The sequence below is a fragment of the Snodgrassella sp. CFCC 13594 genome (assembly GCF_001590725.1).
Lineage (GTDB): Bacteria > Pseudomonadota > Gammaproteobacteria > Burkholderiales > Neisseriaceae > Snodgrassella.
Genome location: NZ_LQXR01000083.1, coordinates 1 through 559 on the forward strand (window position 1 = coordinate 1; position 559 = coordinate 559).

1 protein-coding gene is annotated in these 559 nt (G+C 47.4%); it reads left to right on the top strand.

From position 1 onward, the window contains the following. The coding region (locus tag A2F46_RS11820; protein ID WP_197457674.1) for an autotransporter-associated beta strand repeat-containing protein at positions 1–559 on the top strand (559 nt) is incomplete at both ends.

The following is a 559-nucleotide window of genomic DNA, read 5'->3' on the forward strand; positions in this document are numbered from 1 at the left end:
TGGCGCTACTGTAACTGTAGAAAAGACAGCGACGCCCTATACCGGTTCAGTGGCCGTTGGGAATAATGCCGATGCAGTGGGTGCCATAAACGTAACCAATACTGGATCAACCCTGTCTGTAGCAGATACGCTATACGTTAACGCCAGTGGCACAGGCACGGTTACCGTTGGCGATGGCGGTGCAATTGTTGTGGGCAATCAGCTGAGTTTTGGTGATGGTAGTGCCTTATCGGGGAAATCAGGTACATTCAATTTAAATAAAGGTGGAACATTAGCAGTTGGCGGCAACGATGGTATTGTTTCCAATGTCGGTCAAGGCAGCTATACCATGAATTTGGCTGGCGGTACATTGGCGGTAACCAACGCTGACTTAACCACATTTGTTGACATGACCACAGCCGAGGACACCACTTCAATCATCAATACAGGAAGCCTTAATGCCTTATTAAGCGGCTCCATTAAAGGCACAGGCAATCTAAATAAAACCGGCACAGGCACATTAACCTTAACCGGCGACAATAGCTACGGCGATACTAAAATTACCGAAGGCATTATCAAC